Source organism: Paraglaciecola marina (assembly GCF_004360155.1).
Lineage (GTDB): Bacteria > Pseudomonadota > Gammaproteobacteria > Enterobacterales > Alteromonadaceae > Paraglaciecola > Paraglaciecola marina.
In genome coordinates, this window is record NZ_ML178729.1 from 14,636 (window position 1) to 39,992 (window position 25,357).

A 25,357-nucleotide genomic window follows, 5' to 3' on the forward strand; every position below is an offset into this window, starting at 1 on the left:
TGGTTTTTAACAATGACGCGATGTTGCGCCGTTTTGGTCTAACTGACAAATATGACTAAAGCCGGTGTCATTTTGAATATAATTGTCAGTTAACCACTGATTAATTTTTTCTGCGTTTTGTAGATTATCACAAACCGCGAATACCGTTGGCCCTGAGCCTGAAATACCAAAGGCTAACGCGCCATTTTGCTCAGCAAACGCTCGAGATTCATCAAACTTAGGCAACAAGGACTTACGGTAAGGTTCGGCGATAACGTCTTGCATCATAGCAGCCGCAAGCACTTCATCTTTACGATATAAAGCATCCGTAAATACAGCTAATTGACGCCCAAACTTAATGGTATCAGCCATAGGAACTTGCTTAGGTAGGATGTCTCGGGCCGCGGCCGTTGAAACACTAATACCAGAGTAACAAGACACCCAATACCAATGTTTAAAACAAGGTAACTGCAATGCAACTTGGTCTTTATGTTCGGCCATTAGAACCAAGCCGCCTAAAAAACAAGGAGCGACATTATCGTAATGAATACTGCCACTAATTTGGCCTTCCAGCTCTCCCATCACCAATAAAAGTTCGTTATCAGTGAAAGGTGCTTTGCCTAAGTATTCAGCAAAAAACTGATTCAATGCATGCAACGCTGCCACAATAGAACTGGCGCTTGATCCTAAACCACTACCAATGGGTAAATGCTTATGCAACACCATTTTTAAAGCAGGGATCGCACTCGCCTTGTGACCTTGTTGCTCTAAAACTTTTATAAAGTGTTGATAACAGCGGGTCACTATATTGCTATCTGCGTCTGGAGGTAATTTATCAGCAAAACGACCTTTAACTTCTAAGCTAAACTGCTCTGCGATTTCAACTTCAACTTCATCCCCTAATAAACTACCGTCAATGGGTTTAAGTGCAGCACCTAGCAAGTCAAAGCCAAGGCTGACATTACCAATTGAGGCTGGGGCATAAGCGACTAGCTTTGATTTATTCATATTTGAGTCTGACATTATACTGATTGTTTCCAAGGCATAGTGCGCATCACATCAGCAAACACACCTGCTGCCGTTACTGCGCCGCCGGCACCGTATCCACGTATAACATATGGAATCGGCTGATAATAACGACTGTGAATAGCTAAAGCGTTTTCACCTTCTTTTACCATATACAGTGGATGAGACTCATCTACCGCTTCGATGCTTACCACACATTTACCATGGTCGATTGAGCCCACGTATCTAAGCACTTTACCAGCCTGTTTAGCGACATCAACTTTACTAGCAAACGCACTGTCTATTTCAGGTAGTTTTGCCATAAACTCTCCAATACTGCCACTAGCATCAAATGAAGCAGGCAATACAGGCTCAATGGTGATGTCTTCTAACTCTAACTTCATACCGGCTTCACGGGCCATAATCAGTAGTTTTCTGGCTACGTCCATACCACTTAAGTCATCACGAGGATCTGGCTCGGTAAAGCCATTCTTTTTGGCGATTTCTGTAGCTTGAGACAGGCTTAGCCCTTCGTCCAATTTACCAAATACAAATGACAGTGACCCAGATAAAATGCCTTCAAACCTTACCAGTTCATCACCCGCATCAAATAGATGTTGTAAATTATCGATAACAGGTAGACCAGCACCTACAGTGGTTTCATACAAAAACTGACGATTGGTTTGTTTACTTGTTTCTCTTAACAGCTCATAGAATTCATAGCTTGCTGTGTTTGCCTTTTTGTTAGGGGTGACAACATGAAAACCACTTTGCATCATATCTGGGTACTGCTCGGCAATAACTGAGCTACTGGTACAGTCGATAATAACAGGGTTCACTAAGCTGTTGTCATGTACAAAGTCAGTTAAAGCTTGAGTTGAAAACGGTGTTTCACTTTGATTTAAAGAGTCTTCCCAAGGAGAACTTAAGTCGACACCGCCAGCTTGCAGCAATAGCTTTTTACTGTTGGCAATACCGTAAACATTTAAGCTGATATTGCGCTCTAATAATGAGGCTTGTTGACGAGATATTTGCTCTAGCAACTCTTTACCAACACTACCACAGCCCACTAAGAAGGCATCAATAGCATGCAAGTTAGAGAAAAAGTTTAAGTGCACCACTTTAACTGCCTTTTTAGCTTTAGCCGCTTCAATAACAGTAGAGATTGAACGTTCTGAAGACCCTTGGGCAATCGCGACGTTATTCACCCTTGCTTGGGAAAGCGAGCTGAAGAACTTGGCTGCTAGCCCTTTAGAATGACGCATGCCGTCACCCACCAAAGTAACAATGGCTAAGTCGTGACGCACTTCAATTGGATCAAGGAGTTGATTACTCAGCTCTAATGCAAATGAATCCTCTAATAAGTCCAAGGCTCTATCGGCGTCTTTACTATGAATACAAAAGCTAATGCTATATTCAGAAGAAGACTGAGTTATCAAGCTGATAGAAACGTTAGCATTCGACATGACTTCAAATACACGACTCGCCATACCTACCATGCCTTTCATACCTGGACCTGCGACATTAAACATAGTCATGTCATCTAGATGAGAGATCCCTTTAACGCTAGTCCACTTAGTACTCGCTTCATTACTAATGAGGGTGCCCGGAGCGGCCGGGTTCAAGGTATTACGAATTAAACAAGGTATGTGGTGCTGTGCTATTGGGCCAATCGTTTTAGGATGTAAAACTTTAGCGCCAAAATAGGATAGCTCCATGGCTTCTTGATAGGTTAATTTATCAAGTAAAACGGCACCATCAACTTGGTTAGGATCAGCATTATAAACACCGTCTACATCAGTCCAAATTTCGCAGCACTCTGCGTCTATACACGCAGCTAAAATTGCAGCAGAATAATCAGAGCCATTCCGCCCTAATGTGACTTTTTCACCTGCTTCATTTACCGCAACAAAACCAGGCATAATAAGAACATCTTTACCTGAATAATCAACATCACTAAAGCGTGCCTTACTAGCAGATACATCAGCAATGCTGTCTAAGTAATCACCTTCAGCAATGATGTAGTCAACTGGGTCGATAATCGTGTTACTTTGGCCAATGGCATTTAAGATTTCACTGAAAATATTAACACTTACGTATTCGCCTACGCTTAAGACTTTAGCCACTACTTGCTCTGGAGCACATTTTAAAAGCGCAAAGCCTTCTAAATGTTGATTTAGCTCATTTAAGGTTTTCTGAACAAACTCAGCTAATTGAGTAGAGGTGAAATTAGGTACATTCTCTTGTAAGTCATCTAAAATGCCAAAAAGCACCATATTTAACTTAGCAAACAGTTCACCATAATCTTTGCCAGCTGCAGCTTCTTCACATAGTAAAGACAAGGCATTGGTAACACCTTTAGGAGCAGATAAAACAACTGCTGCGCCAGTTTCGGTGTGGCAAGACATACTAATGTCTTTTACTCTTAAGTAACGTTCTGCATCAGCAAGAGACGAACCACCAAACTTCAACACCTTCATTTTGTACTCCTCAATCTTTACTTAGCTATGTTTATATTTTTTATTCGCTTTTCACAAAGCCTAATAACAAAAAAGCCCGCTTTGGCTGCGGGCTTTTAATGTGTAATGCGTATGCACTAGCCAGCGACCACCTCGTAGAGGGTGATAATAATCATGCTGGTCGTAGTTAAAGTATTCATTTTCATGGGTGCAATTTGCCGTATAGACGTCTATATGTCAACCAACAACTGCAGTTGTTTTGTTATTTGTTATATCCGCTTTACGTAAAGCTAAAAAAACTCTGATAGCAGATGTTTGAAATGCCCAATAAAAACCGAGTTAAAAGCTATTTAAGGTTGCGTATATATAACCATGTGAGTAAGAATTAGTTGTCTTTAAAGCTGATAACCGCTCAACCAATAACCTATGCATCTAACTGAAAAATTAACTATCAAAACGCCTTCTTCAGTGCAAGTCATCACCCCAAACTGGGTAAATAATAAGATTCGATTATCAATTAAAAGAGATGATCAAATACATTCCATCATTTCTGGCAATAAATGGCGCAAGCTCCACTACACCTTAGAGCAAGCCGTAACACAAAAAACCAAGCACATTGTAAGTTTTGGTGGAGGTTTTTCGAATCATTTGCATGCGTTAGGTTATTGCTGCCATCAGTTAAACATTCAATTTACAGCGATTGTGCGGGGTGATTACTCTAAAAACCTAAGCCCTATGTTGCAAGACTTAATAGATTGGAAAACCGATGTGCAATATGTAGATCGAGTGACCTACAAAAAGCGTACTAGCATTGAATATATTCAACAATTGCAAAAACAGTATCCGCAGGCTTTGTTAATACCCGAAGGGGGCTCACAGCAACAAGCGCTGCAAGGTGTAGCAAACATCATCGCTGAATTACCGCAAACTTATGATTATATTATTGCCCCAGTTGCAAGCGGCGGAACTTTAGCAGGCTTAATTGAAGGAGTATCTATTTACAGCCCTACCACCCAAGTGCTCGGCATAGGGGTGTTAAAAGGCCAAGGATATTTAGAAGAACTAGTGGCATCTTTACTACCACACAGTCAGGCATTCAATAACTGGCATATAAACCATGATTTTCACTTTGGTGGATACGCCAAATCAACAACTGAACTTAACGAATTTTGCAGTGAATTTCTAAAACAAACTCACATCCCCATTGAACCTGTATACAGCGGAAAGCTTATCTTTGCCTTAAAAAAGCTTATCTTTGAAGAGTTTTTCCCCGCTAACTCCAAAGTCTTAATTCTGCATACTGGAGGACTTCAGGGTGCGAGAAGTTAAGTTATTGCAACCAAAGGTGTTTAAATAAATCTTTCAATTTGCAGCGATATTCGTTCAAATAGCGCCTTTATCATGGAATTAAGACGGAATTCGCTTCATTAAATGAATTGGCTTGAATGGTTTAGCGGCTTTGCTGGTGCATCTCCCTTGGAGTGGATTGCTACCATAGCAGGTTTCATATGTGTGTATTTACTGATTAAAAGAAACATTTGGAGTTTTGCATTTGGTTTGATTCAAGTCACTATTTACACATGGATTTTTTATGACGTAAAACTGTATTCAGATATGGTGTTACATGTGTTTTATATTGGATTTCAATTTTACGGTTGGTGGATATGGCGTAGTGCTCAAGATTCTTCAGGACAAGTTATAGTTGAAAAAGGGGCCCCCATAGAATACGCATTATGGTTAATTGCCATAGTAGTCGGAACTACAATAGTTGGGACTTTAATGGGCAATAACACTGATGCGAGCTTTCCTTATCCTGATGCGTTTACAACCTGTGCCAGCTTAGTAGCACAGTGGTTATTATCTCGTAAAAAGCTACTCAATTGGACTATTTGGATAGTCGTAGACGTAGTTGCAATTGGTATTTATTGGCAAAAGGGATTATTTCCAACCTCAGTCTTATATTTTTGCTTACTAATTATGGCAATCATAGGACAATGGCAATGGTATAAAAGCTACAACTCGAATCAAACCCAAGGACTTAATACTTAGTGATTAAAAGAATTGTATTTTTAGGCGGCCCATCAACAGGCAAAACTAGCTTATGTGAAGCCTTGGCGACAAGTCTCAACACCATAACAGTTCCTGAATATGGCCGTGAATATTGGATCACCCACCAAGTTAATCGCCGCCTAACCCCAGAGCAACTCTTACATATTGCGAAAATGCAAAATCAATGGGAAGACCAAGCTGCAGAAAAGGCCAAGGAATATTTACTCTGCGATACCAGTGCCTTTACCACGTGGCATTTTGCCATGCATTATCATCAACAAGCTTTGCCAGAGTTAGAGCAACTAGCAAAAGACTGCTGGAACCGCTATGCATTGGTGGTGCTATGTGGCGACGAAATCCCCTATGACGATACTTGGGAGCGTTCAGGAGATGCCAACCGTCAAGAATTTCAGGCTTTCAATCGCAGCTATATGCAACAACATAAGATCCCCTATATTGAGGTTACTGGCGATATTGAGCAAAGAAAACAAACGCTTTTAAAAATGCTCACTCCCAGTAAATTAGAAGCCATCACATAACGCCTTATATAATTGTTTATATATTGCAGCTTGCACCCTGACAAATTACTGATAGCATTCTGTTTTTACTGTTTAACCTTGTTTATTAGGATTTCCCTATGTCTCGTGTTTTGATCATTGGTGCCGGTGGTGTGGCCGCTGTTACCATTAAAAAATGTGCTCGTTTACCTGAATTTTTTGACGAAATTTACCTCGCCAGTCGTACGGTATCAAAATGTGAAGCACTGCAAAAAGAAGTAGGTATTGACCGAGTAAAAGGCGTATTTGCAGTGGATGCTGATCACGCAAGCGAAGTCGTCGCCGTCATCAATCAAGTTAAACCCGACCTAGTTATCAACCTTGCCTTACCCTATCAAGATTTGGCTATTATGGATGCTTGTTTAGAAACTGGAGTAGATTACCTAGATACCGCAAACTATGAGCCAAAAGACGTGGCCAAATTTGAGTATTCTTGGCAGTGGGCCTATCAAGACAAATTTGAAAAAGCAGGGTTAATGGCACTATTGGGTAGTGGCTTTGACCCGGGTGTTACCAATGTTTACACAGCTTACGCAGCTAAGCATTACTTCGACGAAATCCATTATCTAGACATAGTAGATTGTAATGGTGGCGACCATGGCCAAGCCTTTGCGACCAACTTCAACCCAGAAATCAATATACGTGAAATCACCCAGCGTGGCAGATTTTTCGAAAATGGTGAATGGAAAGAAACCGAGCCACTTAGCGTGCGTGAAGACTTAGATTATCAAAACATAGGTGTACGTGCGTCTTATCTTATGTACCACGAAGAGCTTGAGTCTATTGTTAAACACTTCCCAACGATTAAACGTGCTCGTTTTTGGATGACCTTTGGTGATGCTTACCTTACACATCTGAAAGTACTTGAAGGTATAGGCATGACAAGTATCGAGCCTATTAATTTTCAAGGACAGCAAATTGTGCCTTTAGAGTTTTTAAAAGCGGTATTACCTGATCCAGGTTCATTAGCTGATGGTTACACAGGTAAAACCTGTATTGGTACGTATATTACTGGCGTTAAAGACGGCCAGGAAAAAACTATCTTTATCTACAACAACTGTGACCACGCTATGTGTCATGAAGAAGTTGGCGCACAGGCGGTATCTTACACCACAGGTGTACCTGCCATGATAGGTGCCAGCTTGATGTTAGACGGTACCTGGAAAAAACCCGGCGTATGGAATATGGAGCAGTTTGACCCTGACCCATTCATGGAAATGCTTAATAAACACGGCTTACCATGGCATGTAATGGAATGTGACAGCAGCCCATTCGCTAGGTAATAAAACCTAAAGAGCCCACCTTCAAACACCCTTGAAGGTGGGCTTAAACTTCCCAGTTATTTTTAATGGCAAAGCTTATGTTAAACACTAATATTCCCTCCCCCTGCTATGTGTGTGAAGAAGCAAAACTAGAAGCTAACTTACAGCTTATGCAGAGGGTACAACAAGAAAGTGGCGTTGAAATAATTTTAGCCTTAAAGGGCTTTTCTATGTGGTCTACCTTTGAATTAGTTGGCAAGTACTTACAAGGCTCTACCGCAAGTGCTGTTTGGGAAGCAAGATTAGGTAAAGAAGAAATAGGCAAACAGGTTCACGCTTATTCTCCCGCATTTAAACAAAACGATATTGATGAACTTGTCACCCTAGTTGACCACATATCTTTCAATAGTTTGAATCAGTGGCAAAGGTATAAACAGCAAATTTTAGATGCAGGGGTATACGCAGGACTAAGGGTTAACCCTGAACACCAAGAAGCTGAAACCGAACTTTATGACCCCAGCGCGCCAGGCTCTAGGTTAGGCATAAAATCACAAGATTTAGATGGTGCAGATTTAACAGGTATTAGTGGCCTGCATATTCACAATCTATGCGAGTCTGACTCATTCGCCACCGAGCGCACCATACTCGCGGTTGAGAAAAAGTTTGGAAAATGGTTACCGCAACTAACCTGGATTAATTTTGGTGGCGGCCACCTGATGACCAGAGCAGGCTATGATGTGGAGCATTTGATTCAGACTTTAAAAGACTTCAAGGTTAGGCACCCACATTTAACTGTTATTCTTGAACCCGGCTCAGCCGTAGCTTGGCAAACTGGCTTTTTAGTGACAGAAGTAGTGGATATAGTCGAAAATGTCGACAAGATAGCCATACTCGATATGTCGGCCACAGCTCATATGCCAGATGTACTCGAAATGCCCTACCGCCCCGAGATTAGGGGGGCAGGTAAAACTAATGAAAAGCTTTACACTTACCGAATTGGCGGGAACTCTTGCTTAGCAGGTGACGCCATCGACTTATATAGTTTTGACCATGAATTACAGATTGGTGAGCAACTAATTTTTGAAGATATGATCCACTACACTATGGTGAAAACTACCTTTTTCAATGGTGTAGAGCATCCTTCTATCGGTATTATCCGCAAAGATGGCAGTTTTGAGCTAATACGAAAATTTGAATATGAAGACTTTAAAAACAAGCTGTCTTAATGGCAATAAAATCATTAATACCGCTATTTTTCTGAAATTAAATAAACATAATAAAACATAACATCAGGGATATTTCTATGAACCTAAAAAAATGGGTAGCGGCAGCTACTTTTGTATTTACCCTAACCAGCTATGCAGACAGTATCGTTCCTGTTTCTGAAGAGACTCAAAGTACTGCGGCAACATTGAGAGACAAAGCCTTCAAAGATGATAGCGCCTATGAAATTTTAAAATCTTTAACCACTGAAGTAGGTGCCCGTCACCCTGGAACGCCAGGAGAAAAAGCCGCTATTGAATGGGGAGTAAATAAATTAAAGGCCTTGGGTTTTGATAAAGTTTACACCGAAGATGTAAAGATGAATGGTTGGCTTCGTGGGGTTGAAACCGCAGAGATTATACTTCCTTCATATCAAAAGATGATTATTACCGCCCTAGGTCGCTCTAAATCAACCCCCAAAAAGGGCCTAGAAGCTGAGATAGTCCATTTTGAAAATTATGCGGCACTCGAACAAGCACCAGATGGTAGCCTAAAAGGTAAAATCGCATTTATTAGTAATCGCATGGAACGCTTTAAAAATGGCGCTGGTTACGGCCCAGCCAACATTGCTCGCTCAAAAGGGCACGAAATAGCAGCTCAAAAAGGCGCTGAAGCACTACTAATACGTTCTATTGGAACAGATGATCATCGTAACCCACATACAGGTGCGACTAACGTAGCCATGGGATACACTGAAGTTCCCGCGGTAGCTTTGTCTAACCCTGACGCTGACCAGCTTGTACGTTTATTAGAATACGGACATACACCTAAAATTCGCCTTAATATACAAACTAAAGACTTAGGGCCAATCGTCACTAAAAACGTAATCGGTGAAATTACCGGGAGCGAGCGCCCTGATGAAGTAGTTGTTATTGGTGGGCACTTAGATAGCTGGGATTTAGGGACCGGTGCTGTTGACGACGGCGCTGGAGTTGCTATTGCAATGGCCACTGCATCTCTTATCAAAAGCAATACAGACAAAAACCCGCGCCGTACAATACGAGTAATACTGTGGGGAGCTGAAGAATTGGGGTTAATTGGTGCTAGGGCTTATGCTAAAGCTAGAGAAGAAGATGGCACTATTGCTAATCATATCATAGGGTCTGAGTCTGATTTTGGAGCGGGCCCAGTATATGGATTGCAGTCATCTAATAATATTTCACCAAATGCTCTCCATGTTGTAGATACAATGGCCACTTTAATGGGTGAATTAGGAGTCACACGTAGACCCGGTAACACTAGTGGAGGGCCTGATATGATCCCACTTGCAGCCTTAGGCGTACCAGCCATTAACTTGATGCAAAATGGTACTGACTATTTTGACTTACACCACACACCTGACGACACCTTTGATAAGGTTAACCCTGAGCATATGCGTCAAAATGTCGCAGCATGGACTGTGTTCACCTTCATTGCAGCGCAATGGCCAGGTAGTTTCAAATAAATCAACAGACCAAAAAAAGCGCCTTTACATCTGTGATGTAAAGGCGTTCTTAGTTTATGATTCGTGATGGTATGGACAATATGCAACATAGTCCTACTCAGTCTTAATTACTAACAAATGTCTCTAAATCTTCACCCAAACTCACCTGCGGTTTTTCTATTACACGACCTAGCTCTTTGTCACCATCTAACAATATAATAGTGGGCGTGTATTTTAGTGCAAATTGACTATGCCTATTCCCTGGTTCTTGCTTGTTACGATCAACCCCAACTAATGAGAGGTTTACTAACTTAACTTGCGCTAGGTCCAATAACTTCAATAACCTAGGGACCTCTCGTTCACTGTCGTGACACCAAGTACCAAACAAGACCATTAAAGATTTACCTTCTATCGATTTTATTGCCGTTATTTCTGCTTCACTGGGCTCATAACTGTTATACATCGACTGGAACTGAGGATAATCAGCAATTAACTGAGAGCCAGAAATAACACCACTGTAATCCACAGGGTTTGCAGTATGTTCATTAGCAGAACTGCAACCCATTGAAACCATCAACACCAACGCTATTAAAAAAGTTTTCATGCATAAATCCTTATTTTTATTGTATTACGAGGCTACCTAAATTTTAGGTTGAGAAAAAGGTTAAACGATAAATTTACTGATATTTACCATATAATTCTTGCATTAAGGTGCCCATTTCTAAGATATATTGTTCAGCCTCTTGAAGTTCATGCAATTCTATTTTTTGCTCGACTAACACAGCTAAGTCACTCACTTTTTGAAAACCGTAACTTCCTGCAGAGCCTTTAATTTTGTGCATTAACCCTTTAAGCAATTCCCAGTCTTGCTTAGCTAACGCAGCGTTAATATCGGCTAGCTTTTCTTTAAAACTCATTCGATACTTATCCACTAATTTATCAAATTCGCTTAGCTGAGCCTCAGGAGCTATCGTTTTTTCGGAAATACCTTTAATTCCTAGATATTTGTTTAATAGTTCATAAAATTTTTGATTATCTATGGGTTTTGCAAAGTGCTCAGTTGCTCCAGCATTAAATACTTGCTGTTTGCTACCAACATCAACATTTGCAGTTAACATTACAATAGGCCCTTCAAAACCATTTCGTTTCAACATTGCGGTTGTTTGTAACCCATCAAGAACCGGCATTTGCATGTCCATTAAAATAAGATCAAAAGTTTGATTTTCTGCAAAAATTAATGCTTGTTTACCGTCTTCTGCCAGAGTTAAATCAAGCGCTGTTTTGGAGATTAAATAGGACACTAAGTCGCGGTTATCTTGATTATCATCAACGGCTAAAACACGCCCCTTTAATTTAGGAATAGACTGTTCTAATTTAACCTCAGCTTGACGTAATTTTTGTACTTGCTTGTTACTGGTCAGCATAGACTTTTCATCTGATTCATGCCAAGGAATATAAACAGCAAATTGACTACCCTGGCCTTCTTGACTAGTCACCTTAATATGGCCGCCCAACATTTCTGTAAGCTGTTTACTAATATAAAGGCCTAGTCCTGTGCCGCCATACTTTCTATTAATTGCTTGATTACCCTGAGAAAAAGCTGTGAATAAGCGTAGCTGCTGCTCATCACTCATACCCGGGCCAGTATCAGATATAACAAAGATTAATCTGCGCCTGTAACTATCTAAGTGAATGTTTACGTCCACCTGCCCTTCTTGAGTAAACTTAATAGCGTTATTGCATAAGTTCAGTAAAATTTGCTTGAGCCTAGTACTGTCTGTAATGAATTTTTCGGGTAGCGGAAAGTTAAGCTTTAAATTGAATTTCAAATGTTTTTCTAGAGCAAAACCTTCTATATGGGATGCCACCTCATCAAGCACATTCAATAAGCTAGCTTCTGTTTTATTAAGTTGAATTTTACCTGCTTCTATCTTAGATAAATCCAGTACATCATTCACAATATTTAGCAGATACTGACCACCGCTATGCACTGCCTGTATAGCTTTTGCTTTTTCTTCTGGAGTCGCTAGGGGGTCATTAAGAATGGCTGAATAACCTACAACTGAGTTCAAAGGGGTGCGAATTTCGTGACTAACGTTTGCTAAAAATTGACTTTTAGCTTCGGTAGCAGACGCAGCTAAATTTTGTTCTTTTTGAGCCAATTCAACTTGGTACTTAATCAGGTGAGTTTGGCGAATCTCTTCCGCTTGATCTTTAATTTTTTGCTCTCGCTCCATCACGGCACTTTGCATGTTAGAGAATTCGCGAGCTAACTCTCCCAGTTCGCTTTTCTCAGAAATGTTAATTTTTTCGGTGTAACTACCGCTCGCGACAAGCTGCGCCACTTCAAGTAAACGGCTAACAGGGCGAGTAATACTTCTGGCAATAAAAAAAGAGCCTAACAGAGCTAATAAAATACCCACTATAAAGAAGGGTAATAACTCAATCATAAATGCGTTTCTAGTTTGTAACCACACACTAATAGAGTCTTGTAAAACAACCACGAAATGCCGGTTAGAGTCTTTGAATATACTAAAAGGTAACGCCACCACGTCATCAGCTTCCATGATATTCATATCTGCCGATGCCCCCTGACTTGCGAAACTCGAGGAGAGTTGCATCAACTCTTTTTGAATAGCTAGGCTGTTTTTAAGGGTAGATAATAAGATAGAGCTCTGCCCACCCTGCTCTACCAAAACATTAATATCTAGTGAAATTAATGTTTTGGTGCGAGATAAAAATGCATGATTAAGCCTCTTACCCATTAACAACCAACCAATAGTGGCAGGGGCTTTAATTGGGTCTGCAGACATTAGGTAAGCTTGATTACCTACTATGGCAATCCAAGGCATATTCTGTTGATTTTTATCTAAATTTTGTGCAAATGAGCGATCAACTATTAGGTCTTCATTGCCATACTGGGCAATCAACTGAAAATCATTGTTTAAGACTAAAGCTATGTCTGCACCAATACGATTACCATGGTTAAACAACACACTTTTAATAGACTGTGGGTCATCACCTTGCCCAATCGCACTCCGTAAAGCCCAATCTTTAGCTATGGTTTCAACACTTGAATCTAGGTGCTGCTTAGCTATAGTCACCTCATTCATGAAAACGTTTTCACCCACTTTAAGACGTGCAATAAACTCCCGTTCAGCTTGATTATAAGCAGCCTGATAAATGCTAATTAAAGTTAATGCGAACACCAAGGTAAACAAACTAACCACCAGCAAGAACACCTTTTTTTGCAAGGGGGTCCAAATTAATTGTTTACCTTTTTGTAAATGTGTTTTCAAAATTTCATCCAAAGCTTATTTATTATAAAATTCACTGGGTACCGGCAACTCTGGTTTATCAACCTATCCAATTACAGACAAACAAACCTTACGCTAAATTTCAAACTACTAAGAATAACAATTTAAAAATCTAAAATTATCACGTTTTTGTCATTTATTTAGGCAACTGCAATTGCACCACCAAGTAATATCGATTAACCTTTAGCCAGAAAGCGTAAATTTCAACCAATTCAATACATTAAAACAATAAAAGTGGTAGAGATGGACCAAAAACTAAGCCAAGCCGAATCGATTATTTTACGAATATCGAGAGGTGACAAGGACGCTGAGCAAGAACTTGTCGCTACCTACTACCGCGGGTTGATGTTTATTCTCAACAGGCAAACCCAAAACCAAAGCCTATCAGAAGATCTAGCCCAAGATACCTTTATGATAGTGATTCAAAAAGCAAGGAATGATGGCATTACCAACCCAGCCGCTCTTGCAGCTTTTATTAGGCAAATCGGCATTAACCTATTAATTGGCCATAAGCGTAAAGAATCACGTCGCGATACCCATGGGGTAGACAATATTGAAGTACACTCCCCTACCGACAACATGGAAATAAGCCAAGCCTTACACTCAGATAAGCTACTCGAAATAACCACACAATTACTCAATGAACTAAAAAGCCCAAGAGACAAAGAAATTCTTCAAAATTACTTCGTTTACGAGCAAAACAAACAGCAAATCTGTGAAGACTTAGCCCTAACTAAAGAACACTTTGACAGAGTATTGTTTAGAGCTAGGCAAAGGCTTAAGCAGTTAATTCAACATAAACTTGGAAGTGAAGATAAATCATCAAAAATTACCGCAACCTATCTAAGCCTAGGTATTTTTGTAGCTGCTTTCAATCTACAAAGCTCTGAATTAAAAAGGGAATATTTATTCGCAACACAAGTGAGAGATAAGCAGCATCAAGAGCACTTACCAATTACAACGCCAACAATGAACAGTCGCTATATACCCAAACTAACCAATTTGAGTATGCCGTTAACGTCTAAGTCAAGGAGCGTATGAATAAAATGCACCCAAACAAAATGGATGATGAGTACATCACTCAAAACGACATAATACAGAAGTATTTGCGCAACAAACTGACACCAGAAGAAACGGTAGAGTTTGAAGAATACATAATGGATAAACCCCACTTATTGGAGCAATTGGAATTGGATAGCGTGATGGTAGAGACAATGCCGAATGTTAAGGATACCCCTAAAAAAAGTTTTCTTTGGGGGACTTCTATACTTCCAAGCTTTCTTTCTGGAGCAGCTTGTATCGCTGTTGTTTCAGTATTCTTTTTAACGCAAACAGACTCAAACCAAAACTATCCAAGTCCCAACATTGTATATTTAGAAAATTACCGTAGTGCCAATACAACCACACAGATCAACTCATCTAACATTACTTCATCTTTATTTGTAGTGGATACCAGTGACTTCGCCGAAGATAAATTTGATGTGATGCTGCAATTACCCGATGGTAGTAAACACACATTAGCTACTGAGTTACTAGTAAATGAGTCAAAGGAAGTGATATTTTCGATTAAAGATAACTCATTACTGATATCAGACAGCATTATTATTGTTAGCCCATCTAATAGTGCACAGGCGCCTTTAAGCTTCCCTATAACCTTAAATACCAATGGTTAATGGGAGCGAAAAAGTGAATCAACACCGGTTATTTCCTATCTATGCCAAAGAACCTCTACTCACTGAATGTCAGATAAAAAAGGTGGCTGAATATTTAACTGGTGTGAAACCTAGAGAAGCTCAGAAAAACAACACTAAGTCAGTTACTAAAAACAATAAATTGTTTGTTAATTCGCAATCAAAACTAGGAAAATTGGATGCTGGCTACACTTATTTTGGACAATTTATTGCACATGAAATAGTACCTTGCAGCAACCCAGAACCTAGTGAGCATAACTACACGACGACTCCTGAACTGGACTTAAAAAGCCTATATGGAGAGCCATCCCAATATTCTATGTTGTTTGATGATAAAGGTAAGTTCAGAGTCAGTGACAACAGGCCGTATGATGTTATAAGAGATGAAAATGGGCGAGCGCTTATTCCAGATCAACGTAATGACGAGAATGCGATTATTTTGCAGTTTCATGTACTCTGGCAGAAGATCCACAATAAAATTATCGACCTCATATCCCCAGGTATAGATGAAAAATGCAAATTAAATTCTGTAGCGACTCACAATGAAGCACGTAAAATTACGACAGCACTTTTTCAATATTTAACCATTTATGACTTTGCAGCTAGAATAATACATCCTAAAGTATTCGAAATTTATTTTAATGACTACTTCAAAAGTTCCTCACAAAAATCTCGTGACCTCAGAATAGAAACGAAGGAATACATATTAAAAGACAACAGTAAGTTAGCTGCCATACCTGTGGAGTTTTCACATGCAGTTTATCGCTTCGGGCATAGTATGGTTAGGGCGGCATATAATTTAGATGTAATCAAAGATCATGAAAGAAGAACAGACTTGATGTCCTTATTCAGGGGAAATTCACAAATTCCTCTTCATGAAAATTTTAGAATAGGGAACTGGCTAGCATTTTTTAATAAGGAAGGTTCACAGGTAACCACACAGGAAGCTAATAGTATAGATTTATTTGTAACCACCCCTATGGCTCATATTCCCGTTAGGCAACATATTGTTCAGTTAAACTTGACTGCTGGGAAAACCATGTCAATACCATCGGGGCATTGCATAAAAAAATGGATCAAAAAGTATAAACCCTCCCTGTTTAAAGATAGCAAACTAACTTGGTCAGAACCCAGCACAGGAAGACTTGGGGAATTAGATGATTACTATAATCACCCAAAGATAAAAGAATGTTACGACAAAAAAAATGTTCCTCTATGGCTATATACTTTGGAAGAATCAACTCAGGATAATCCTCCATCAAAAAAATTAGGGCGGTTAACAAGTATTATCGTAACTGAGGTCCTCAGACAATCCATATTAAGCGAACAATTACAGAGCGACTCATCAGCGAGCTTCGAAAATATATTAATAAACTTAATAAAAAATATAGACAGTTTATTTGCTAAATGGCGATCTAACAATAAACCAACAATATCGTCACTATTAACCTATCTTAACCTTGAGGAAAATACAGTGAGTAAAAGTAAACTTCCAAAATACTGGGAAACAACCGATAGCTGGGTCAACTTTGTAAATACTAATGGAGGGGACCAAGATCTAATAGATTATCACCCACGAGTTGTCAGACCTAGAACTGATAATGGGGCTTTTTTAGTCTCTTCTGAAAAAGACACCGATACTAATGGTGATGAATTTCTTAAGCTTAAAGTAAAATCCTCTCCAGACATGAATATAAGAGGAGGAATTTGGAGGAAGAAAACACAAAAGATTTACAATGCTTCACCACTTTATTTAAATAAAGAGAATGATTCAGAAGTTAACGCTTGTCGTATTAAAATTCCCGATGGAGGAGTTTCAGTTTACACGCATGTAACATTATCGGTAAATTATAACGCTAAAACTAATGAGTTCACCACCTCAAAACTATGGGAAGAGATATCCTCAGAAGAAGAGAGCAAGGTACTACAAAGTAAAACCACCAGCTACACTTGGATCCGTTAACCCTTGATTTCATCACTCGCACGGATGCTAGGGTGGTTACTTTTCTTTGTTATTATGGGCTTAGGAGTTCATCAAAACTCTGAAGCCCATGAAGCAAGCCCTGGCTCATCATTCCATATTTTTGAGACTGAGGTTCATTCTTCAAAAGAGCAGAGTATCTATTGGATATACAGTGATAGCCCTTACACACTGAAAGTATATCAAAATGGACAATTATTGAGCCGCGTACACCTTGTTGATGAAAAGCCTGTATTTAATTACTTAATTTCACCAAAAACTAGCGACGACTTAACCTATACAATAACAATGACTAATGATGCTGAGTACAGAGAACATCCTCATACCCATATAATAAAAAAAATCGATACCTCAGGGCATATTGTGGAGTCCGTAAATCATGGTTTAACATTACTTCGTTCAGACAATGCTTCACTATTTTATTCGAATAATCAAACCACTAAAGGCAGCTCAATCACTGATGATGTAAATAACTTAGTCCTCATATCTCCCAGCACATTGCACTCCTGCAATAACATAAGTGCCAAACAAAATTTAAATGAAGCAATCAATTCCAAGCAAACTAAAGCAAATCTATTAAACTCGTGCGCCATGCTACCAACTCTAGGTGCAGATATCGCATTTAATACAGGAATGTTTAGTAAAGCGCTTCCCCAATACACCCAAGCACACCAATTTTTGAATGAAAATTTAGAATGTGCATCTTCTGAGCATTGCACTTATACCATTATGAAAATGGGCTTCAGCCAAGTACTAATTGGCGCGGAAACGAGCGAGCAAAGTCTTATAAAATTAGGGCTTACAAATTTGGAAAAGTCGCTAGACCTAGCTCAAACCAGTCAAATGCACGATTTGTTGCCAGAAGTTTACAACGGACTGGCTACTTTTTATTGGATATCTAATGACAAAGAGCTATCTATTCATTATTTAAAGCAGGCTATTTACCATACAGAGCTGATTAATGATTCAGAAGAAGCAACGGTTAGTTACTCAAATAATTTAGCGTTAATTTATATGTCGATGGGAGAACTGTTAAATGCTCAACATTTACTTCAAAAATCGATCTACTTAAGTCGAGAATTGCCAGATAAGGTATCATTAGCGACACAGCTTCATAATTATGCAAAGGTAGCGACGCAACTTGGTAACCATGAAAAAGCAAAGCGTTACTTTAAAGAGGCCATAAACATATTCAATACTGAATCATCTGAATTAGGCGCGTTAAATACCGGTTTATCTTTGATAAAGCTAGCATTTGAAACAAAAGACTATGAAAGTGTTTTAGAGCAGTATAAGAAAATGCACTTGGGAGTAAAAAAAAATCTACAAGACCAAATTCCAATTATGGAAGCAGCGTATTTCTTATCCCAAAGCAATATTAAACAACATGACACCAGCAACATGGTGCCACATAAAGAACCATCTAAAGGCACATCTAGAAATACAGACAAAGTAATTTTTGGCTTGTATTTAGCCGAGGCATACTTAAATTATGGTGAGTTTGACACAAGTTCAAAATGGCTCGACTACTCGAAGCAATATTTACAGCCAAACCAAACCGAGAATCTAAAATACAACCAATTACGCATGGCGTTGTTACTTAAAAAGAGTCAACCTAACATAGATGATAATCAAGTTACTCAACACTTCAACGATGCATTCACACTTTTACTTACCAAAACTAATGGCATGGACATTAGATTAGATGGCCCTAGCTGGATGAGCCAGTCAAAAGACTTAGTCAGTACTTACATTTCATACCTGCTTAAGCAACCAGACTTAGACTTCCATAACTTGGCCTTTGAAACACTAGAGAGTTACTTCAGTTTTATGCTCAGAAAGAGCCGTCAATATTACTCTGAGCTTGAATATGAAAACGAAAACACCCACAAGTTATCAAAAGAAAAATATAGAACCGAAGGTCTATTAGTATCTGTTAGCAGCAACGAAGATAAACAACAAATACTAAATCAGATTGATAAAATAGAAGAGCAGCAATCTTACGAATTAGCTTCAAAACAAATTACCACTGACAACACTGAGCTCTTCGAAAATTTAGATATCAACGCTATACAAACTAAACTATCAAGTAATGAAGCTGTTTTACGGTATGTGGAACTTAATGCTGAATATAAATCTTTTTTAATTACAAAAAATAATTATAAATTAATCACTATTGAAAAAGATATGATTCAGGCAGATCTGAGCATTGCGTCAAACGGTCATTCAAGTTATTCCAAAATAATGAATGCTTCACACTTACCAATACAATGGCTAATGGCAGAAAACATAGACAAACTTTACATTGCGAGTGACGGCGAAGTTAATCAGTTATCAATCTCAGCAGCAAAAGTAAAAACTTCCGAGAATCGTAAGGAATATTTAGCGGCATTGTTTGAAGTAATTAGAGTGCCCTCCTTGTCTGAATATTTTTCTAAGATGAAAAATAAAGCCAGTCATAATGGACAATTTACTATTTTTGCTAACCCAGATTTTTCTTACTTAGGCACAGATAATAACACTGGGGAATTTGATAGTTCTTGGCGTAATAACTTAACTCCTTTACCCGGTAGTAAATACGAAGTAGCAAATATTAGTAATCTATTCCCGAATGAACGCTTTGATTTGAGTGAAGGTACTGGAGCAACTAACCAAGAGCTTATGTCTAGTACATCTAGATCATCTAAGATTTGGCACATTGCTACCCATGGTTATTATGATCCCAGCGCTCCAGAGATTGTTGGGCTAGCAACTACGAGAAGTACTGACAAGCTTGGCCGAGTTACCTCTGGTTTTTTGTCATTAAACGAACTTTTGAGCCAGCCTGTATCGGCACATTTAGTTGTTTTAAGTGGCTGTGATACTTCATTAGGAAAATATAGCGAAAGCGAAGGTTTGAGTGGATTAGCAAAAGGAATGTTAGCACAAGGGGCGGGCTCGGTGATAAGTACTATCTGGGAAGTTTCGGATAGAAGCACAGCTATTTTCATGAAGTACTTTTATCAATCCTTAAAACTGAACAAAGGCGATATATCTAAATCGTTTACTTTAGCAAAACGCAAAATGATAAAATCTGGGCGCTATAAACATCCAAAATATTGGGCTGGCTATAATTTAACGATAGCCAACAAACAATACGAACAAGTAGAATTGTACTAGCCTAAAATTTACGGCGGATTTAGATAAACTTATAATTACTGTTACTTAACAATAAAGTCTTAATAAAACTTTACTCTGTGCCGCAAAAAAACGCCCCATTGCTTTCAGCCCTTCTAATCACTATTATCTAAGACATAGACTTTAGTAGTATGCATGGTGCAAAACTCTATTGGCATTTGGAACAAATTTACATGGCATCAAATTTGAGCGATTCTGACTATACCCGCTCGGTACAGTCTCTCATAAACCAAGTTCAACAAAATTCTACCCGTAAAGATTCTTTTTTCGAACTAGCCCAAGTTTACTATACATCATGCCAAGCTGATGCTGGCGCGCTCAGAATCTGCCAAGCAAACCTAAAAGGAGCTGAAGAGTATTTAGACACAGTGCCTGAAAACAAGCGTGAATATGCTCAACAGCAAGTTAAAAAATTTCAACATGAATTGAAATTAGAAGAGCACAAACAATTTACCGACCGCCAACATAGATACAAATGCTTAGCAAATATTTGTGTCAATATATTGAGATTAACTGAAGGCAAGAATCAACAACAAACCGAACTGAAAAGCTCTAAATTACTAGCCACTCTGTTTATGTTGTCGAGTACAGATATAGGTAAGAGGCAGTACATGCATCAACTTTTCAAACCTTTGTATAAAGCGGTTTTATCTTTAAGGTTGTTAGATAAATTATTAGCTGAAGACAAATTAACCAATACCTATATTACCAGTAGATTTGACCCAGCAACCCGCTTTTCGAAAGATCAGGGGCGCTATAGCCAATTTCAACTTGATGTGGCTATCCCTGTAATCATTGCCGCCCTTTTACAAGATGTAGGCATGCAACACCCAGAAACACAGCGTTTACTAAAAGGAGCTGACGGGACGCAAGATGAGTTTCGTGTTTTAGATAGAGAAACCCGCACATTACTACTAATAATTAATCATGAACAAACCCAGGATTTTATTAAAAATGGGATTGGGGTATCTGAATACGAGGGCAATGACCCAGATAAAAAACAACTTTATGAAAAAAAACAAGCTAACCGCATGAAGTTCGTGTTTGGCCTATTAACTGATGCCGTTAAACCCAATGAAGACAGTATTGGCAATATTATTAAAATTCCTCAAATATATTCATCTTTTATACTATCAACTAAGCCAATTTATCGATTTTTAGATTTGCCAAACGTTATCTCTGTGCTTAAAAATTCTGCTAAACATGGGTTTATATGTAGTCATGCTTGTGAGTCTTTTATTGAGTTAGTTGGACATTTTCCGTTAGGCTTGGGTATGTTGTACCTGCTACCGCACAAACAAGATGATTACTACTATGCCATCGTTACTCGTTTAAACCCTAAACATCCAAACAGTCCAACTTGCAGACGTGTAACGAGTTTAGATTGCGATAATGAAGATGAGAAAGACTTCACGTTATCAGAAGATAATAATTTGTTTTACGAAAAGCCCAAACAACATCTGGAAAGTTTAAGCCAAGAAGCTTTGAGCACCTTGCGCGAAATCCATATTCGTCAACTTAGCGAAACGAAGCTACCTGAATACAATGAAGGTTTTTGGAACCCCCATAGATACTTCAGTATTAACAAGCAGCAAGCGCTTTGGAGCTAGTTGAGTAAAAGGTTGCTTTTAGTCATGTTTTTTAATGACAATAAGCTTTGAAGCCGTTACCTTAAGGTAAGGTTAACTACAGTAATAGAATTAGTTGGAGTTGGCCATAAGCCGGGTTTTGTCGTGGGTAATCATTCATCTAGGCCAGCAATCACTCACTGGCTCAAGCAACACACCCGATCTCAACGTGGGCCACGCCATAAGAGATCCTATTTGGTCTTGCTCCGGGTGGAGTTTACCTTGCCATACACTGTTACCAGTGATGCGGTGCGCTCTTACCGCACCCTTTCACCCTTACCGATTCGCTACGAATAACAAAAAGGCGGTCTTCTCTCTGCTGCACTTGTCGTCGGCTTACACCGCCCAGGCGTTACCTGGCACCCTGCCCTGTGGAGCCCGGACTTTCCTCCCTCTAGAAATTCACAAGTGAAAACTAAACGGCGATTACCAGGCCAACTCCGCGGCGGATTCTACAGGCTATACAAAGCCCAGTAAACGGATTATAGCAATTCATATTACTTAAATTCATTTGGGACATCGACACCTTCACTCTTTAACCATTGTACAGCTGCTTCCATATCTGTAAAAAAGTGTCTTTTAAAAGCAATGTGTTTATCAAAATATAATGTTTGCTCTTTATACTTTTCAAAAAGGTGAAGCTTAATTGAGCCTTTACTATTTATCAGAGCCTCTCTGGTTAACCCATTAGCCACAGACTGCTTGACGGTTTCTACTATAATTGGCTCACACTCTGGAGTAAATAATTCCCAGTCGGTCATTTCAGTTATTACAGTCCAAGGTTTGCCGTGCAGTACTGCTGATTTTTGATAAATATCTTGCTGAAAAGCGCGTGTGGTTTCTTGATTCCACCCGCCTTTCATTTCTAAGAATAAAACTCGCTCATAACGAGTTAATGAATAAAGCCCATGCTGAATAAACATTCTATGCTATCCCTTACAATTTACTTCCAAGTATGGCTAAACTGTAGGCTAGAACGGTAAGAAATTAAATGAAAAACCGAATTCAGCTTGTTTATAAACAATAATAACAACTCAGTACCTATAATTAGCTCAATATCTAATTGCTGCTAAGTCCAATTCGGTAACCTCACCGAATAACCATCAATCAACCACACATGCAGTACCTTCAGTATTATGCCAATCAACTAATAGTTGTAAAAAATCTTCATCAACTAAATCTCGACCTATGGGAGGCATTTTTTCATCGTCGGTTGCTGCAATTCGCCAATATAATATTGAGTTTAGGTAATCAGTTGAGTCAACTATTTTTGTCAAACTTGGTTGTGAATCTAAATCATATAATGCATCGGCGTCACAAATTCCCATATCTGCAAGAGCAGTATCATATCTAAAGTCAATTGCAGCTTGCGCTGTTCCTTCTGGCTGGTGACAATATGAACAATTAGCATGAACATAACTTTTCATTCTATCTGTATAGCTTGCATCTTCATCAGTAATACTCGATAAACTACTTGTTAGGTCGATAGTTAAATAATCAAATAATATCCCTGATTCTCCTAACCATTCGATTTGAGCTTGACCATCACTACTTCGGTCTCGATTCAACTGCAACGCCTCAAAACCTAAGACCCTTTCAGCAACTTCAGTATGACAGGCGAAACAATTAGCTCTTGAAGGGTATGTCCAAGTCAAACCATTATCTAACTCGGTTTCTAATGCATCATAAAGCAAATAGGCTTCTTTATTTTCCCAATCCCACTGATAGGTGTAGGCCCCCCAACCAGTATCATGTAGCACCATTAACCTAGTTTCATGAGGTACACCATCGAATGAGAAGGTCTTAACGAATGTAGTTCCAACCGGATAATCAAAATCGGTAGTACCTGTTACAGTTTCACCATCTGGCACACTAATGTACCTATGTTTCTCAGCTCCATCAGACCATAAAGGGGTTGTAACTTCGTAGGGAACTAAATCACCAATTGACTCAAATGGTGAATGAATATTGACACAACCTGTTGCAGATAAAGTAGTGGGGATCTCATCTCCTGTTGCTGTAACATTTGTATTGGCAACTAATTTTAAAATATTCTTGGCTGATCCCTGTAAAATATAAACTTCCGAATCTGGCCCTTCTATATAAGAATAAAAGCTACTTGATGTGCTAGTAATAGTTTCAATTTGATAGTCCGAATCCTGCCCAGTAGACATACCATATAAAGTTCCACCAGAGTAATCGCTAAATAAATAGGTGCCATATAATGAAGGAATATCAGAACCTCGATAAACAACACCGCCTATTACCGCCACACCTTCTATTTCTGGTTCTTCCTCTCCTTCCGAAAAGGTAACACTACTATGATTGTAATCATACTCTGGGAACAATAAGTCAGAAACGACGCAGTCTGTATCTGAATCACAAGCGTAATCTTCATTCGCTTCATAAAATGGCCATCCGTAATTTCCACCTTTCACGACTTTGTTAATCTCTTCCCATCGTGATTGACCAACATCACCAACCCATAGCTCGTTAGTCAAACTATCAAGACTAAACTCCCAAGGGTTTCTAAAACCGAACGCATAGATTTCCTCCCTAGGGGTTTCAGTATCAGCATCGCTGAAAGGGTTTACAAAGCCAGAACCAGAAACAAACGGGTTATCTGCTGGTATAGAATACGGGAGGCTAGATACATCGACTCTTAAAATTTTACCTCTTAGCTCAGCCCCCATTTGCGGGTAGCTATTACCTTTAGCATTTTCGCCACTACCTAAGCCAATTAACAAGTAATCATTATCATCAAATAATAACTTTCCGATATGATGGAAAATAGTCGATTGGGTCACAGATAAAACCTCTGTAACAGTACTTGTGTCTATTCCTGTGTCAAAGTCATACTCGTACCGCAATACTCGGCTTATAACGCTAGAGCTACTATCAGCTTTACCGTTTAAGGCTACGAAAATATAGTTTCCCATTGATTTAGGAGCAAAAACTGCAGAGGTCACACCTGCTTGTTGAGAATCAACAAACACATTATCAATATTTACTACCCCAACTTCGCTAGAAATATCACCGAAACTTCTCTCATTACTGCCAGAGTCATCTGCTAAGTCGATTGCCGTAAATATTCCATCCATAGTTACCGCAACCATATGCCACTCGCTTAAGTCATCAGCGTACACAAAATCCATTGCAGCCAAACTTTCAGATGATGTCCCTGCTTCAAAAACATTTTCTAAAGTTGCGACATTTGAGTTTGTTGGCGCTTCGAAAGAATGACATGCAGCCGTTTCTATAGCATTAATTGTAAATACATCAGTAATAGATAGACCACCATCGTCGGTCGCAGTTACGGTTACAGTTAAGGTCTGTAGCGAATTAAATGTTCCTTGCAACAAAGAGCCTGTTAAGGCGACTTCTGTTGTTACAGATGAGAAATCAACAGAGTAAATTAATACGCTATCATTTTCATCAGTAAAAACCGTGCCATTCTTACTTATGTCATAGCTAAACGCCACGCCAACATATGCAGTTTGATCATGATTTTCCGAACTGACAACTGGGGCAACATTGGTTTCAAATGTCAGCTCAAATGTATCTGT

At 39.1% G+C, this 25,357-nt stretch carries 17 protein-coding genes and 1 other RNA gene; 11 read left to right on the top strand and 7 right to left on the bottom strand.

Features of this window, described 5'->3' with window-relative positions:
• Positions 1–6: 6 nt before the first annotated feature.
• A complete protein-coding gene (gene thrB, locus EOK74_RS05750; RefSeq protein WP_133468979.1) occupies positions 7–1,002 on the bottom strand; it encodes a homoserine kinase in 996 nt (331 codons plus the stop codon).
• Positions 1,002–3,464: a bifunctional aspartate kinase/homoserine dehydrogenase I gene (gene thrA, locus EOK74_RS05755; RefSeq protein WP_133468980.1), complete on the bottom strand. Its 2,463-nt coding sequence runs from the start codon at positions 3,462–3,464 to the stop codon at positions 1,002–1,004. The genes thrB and thrA overlap by 1 nt, the downstream gene beginning before the upstream one ends.
• Before the next feature lie 405 nt (positions 3,465–3,869).
• On the opposite strand from thrA, the gene EOK74_RS05760 reads away from it, so the two are divergent.
• The 6 genes from EOK74_RS05760 (at position 3,870) to EOK74_RS05785 (ending at position 10,018) form a co-directional block, all read left to right on the top strand.
• Positions 3,870–4,772, top strand: coding sequence for a 1-aminocyclopropane-1-carboxylate deaminase/D-cysteine desulfhydrase (locus EOK74_RS05760; protein WP_133468981.1), 903 nt, complete (start codon positions 3,870–3,872; stop codon positions 4,770–4,772).
• A 102-nt stretch (positions 4,773–4,874) separates the two neighbouring features.
• Entirely contained in the window at positions 4,875–5,492 is a 618-nt protein-coding gene (gene pnuC / locus EOK74_RS05765; RefSeq protein ID WP_133468982.1) for a nicotinamide riboside transporter PnuC, read from the top strand.
• A complete protein-coding gene (locus EOK74_RS05770; RefSeq protein ID WP_133468983.1) occupies positions 5,492–6,031 on the top strand; it encodes an AAA family ATPase in 540 nt (179 codons plus the stop codon). Before pnuC ends, EOK74_RS05770 begins: the two co-directional genes overlap by 1 nt.
• Before the next feature lie 98 nt (positions 6,032–6,129).
• Positions 6,130–7,332: a saccharopine dehydrogenase family protein gene (locus EOK74_RS05775; protein WP_133468984.1), complete on the top strand. Its 1,203-nt coding sequence runs from the start codon at positions 6,130–6,132 to the stop codon at positions 7,330–7,332.
• Between the two features lie 65 nt (positions 7,333–7,397).
• Positions 7,398–8,537 (top strand): carboxynorspermidine decarboxylase, encoded by a 1,140-nt coding sequence (nspC, locus tag EOK74_RS05780; RefSeq protein WP_133468985.1) that lies wholly within the window; start codon positions 7,398–7,400, stop codon positions 8,535–8,537.
• 77 nt (positions 8,538–8,614) lie between these two features.
• Positions 8,615–10,018: a M20/M25/M40 family metallo-hydrolase gene (locus EOK74_RS05785; protein WP_133468986.1), complete on the top strand. Its 1,404-nt coding sequence runs from the start codon at positions 8,615–8,617 to the stop codon at positions 10,016–10,018.
• Positions 10,019–10,121: 103 nt separating this feature from the next.
• Here EOK74_RS05785 and EOK74_RS05790 read toward each other — a convergent pair whose 3' ends face one another.
• Both EOK74_RS05790 and EOK74_RS05795 read right to left on the bottom strand, forming a co-directional pair.
• A complete protein-coding gene (locus EOK74_RS05790; protein WP_133468987.1) occupies positions 10,122–10,601 on the bottom strand; it encodes a thioredoxin family protein in 480 nt (159 codons plus the stop codon).
• Between the two features lie 73 nt (positions 10,602–10,674).
• The gene (locus EOK74_RS05795; protein ID WP_133468988.1) at positions 10,675–13,296 is read right to left on the bottom strand and encodes an ATP-binding protein; all 2,622 of its coding nucleotides are present in this window, start codon (positions 13,294–13,296) and stop codon (positions 10,675–10,677) included.
• 261 nt (positions 13,297–13,557) lie between these two features.
• On the opposite strand from EOK74_RS05795, the gene EOK74_RS05800 reads away from it, so the two are divergent.
• The 5 genes from EOK74_RS05800 (at position 13,558) to EOK74_RS05820 (ending at position 21,773) form a co-directional block, all read left to right on the top strand.
• Entirely contained in the window at positions 13,558–14,355 is a 798-nt protein-coding gene (locus EOK74_RS05800) for an RNA polymerase sigma factor (protein ID WP_133468989.1), read from the top strand.
• Positions 14,352–14,987: a hypothetical protein gene (locus EOK74_RS05805; protein ID WP_133468990.1), complete on the top strand. Its 636-nt coding sequence runs from the start codon at positions 14,352–14,354 to the stop codon at positions 14,985–14,987. Before EOK74_RS05800 ends, EOK74_RS05805 begins: the two co-directional genes overlap by 4 nt.
• A 13-nt stretch (positions 14,988–15,000) precedes the next feature.
• Positions 15,001–16,968 (top strand): peroxidase family protein, encoded by a 1,968-nt coding sequence (locus EOK74_RS05810; RefSeq protein ID WP_166638721.1) that lies wholly within the window; start codon positions 15,001–15,003, stop codon positions 16,966–16,968.
• Between the two features lie 3 nt (positions 16,969–16,971).
• Complete coding sequence (locus EOK74_RS05815; RefSeq protein ID WP_133468992.1) at positions 16,972–20,145, top strand: CHAT domain-containing protein; 3,174 nt, start codon at positions 16,972–16,974, stop codon at positions 20,143–20,145.
• A 191-nt stretch (positions 20,146–20,336) separates the two neighbouring features.
• Positions 20,337–21,773: a hypothetical protein gene (locus tag EOK74_RS05820; RefSeq protein ID WP_133468993.1), complete on the top strand. Its 1,437-nt coding sequence runs from the start codon at positions 20,337–20,339 to the stop codon at positions 21,771–21,773.
• 92 nt (positions 21,774–21,865) lie between these two features.
• Here the strand turns inward: EOK74_RS05820 and rnpB are convergent.
• From rnpB to EOK74_RS05835, 3 genes are all read right to left on the bottom strand, one after another.
• An RNA gene (gene rnpB, locus EOK74_RS05825) (RNase P RNA component class A) lies at positions 21,866–22,233 on the bottom strand.
• A 55-nt stretch (positions 22,234–22,288) separates the two neighbouring features.
• Positions 22,289–22,714, bottom strand: a complete 426-nt coding sequence (locus EOK74_RS05830; protein ID WP_133468994.1) for a hypothetical protein — start codon at positions 22,712–22,714, stop codon at positions 22,289–22,291.
• A 180-nt stretch (positions 22,715–22,894) separates the two neighbouring features.
• Positions 22,895–25,357 (bottom strand): PQQ-dependent sugar dehydrogenase (locus EOK74_RS05835; RefSeq protein ID WP_133468995.1); only part of this gene is annotated, 2,463 nt, incomplete at its 5' end.